The following is a 320-nucleotide window of genomic DNA, read 5'->3' on the forward strand; positions in this document are numbered from 1 at the left end:
CCTTCCATAAACATCCAAGCATCCATCGCTTCAACTGTCGTTTTATTTTCATTACGATCCGGATCAACACGACCTTTTATATAGAATTTCCCCAGAGGGACGAACTCGATTTCATCAGGCGTATAAGAAGTTAATTGAGCGTAACCGATTTTAGCACTGCCTAATCTAAACGGATATTCTAAAGGTTGGATCGTTCCATTTTCATGAACTTTAAGCCCCATGGAAACTTCTATGACATCTGTTTCTTTTAATCCCTCGATCACTTGGCAAAACTCTAGTTTAATTGTATTCGCAAAGGTACTGCCAATGCCTAAGCTATT

Annotated in this window: 1 pseudogene; it reads right to left on the reverse strand. The window is 39.1% G+C overall.

The features are described from left to right. Positions 1-320, reverse strand: a pseudogene (locus C240_RS16415) (hypothetical protein); the annotation flags it as partial.

This window comes from Enterococcus sp. 5H (genome assembly GCF_028128615.1).
Lineage (GTDB): Bacteria > Bacillota > Bacilli > Lactobacillales > Enterococcaceae > Enterococcus_L.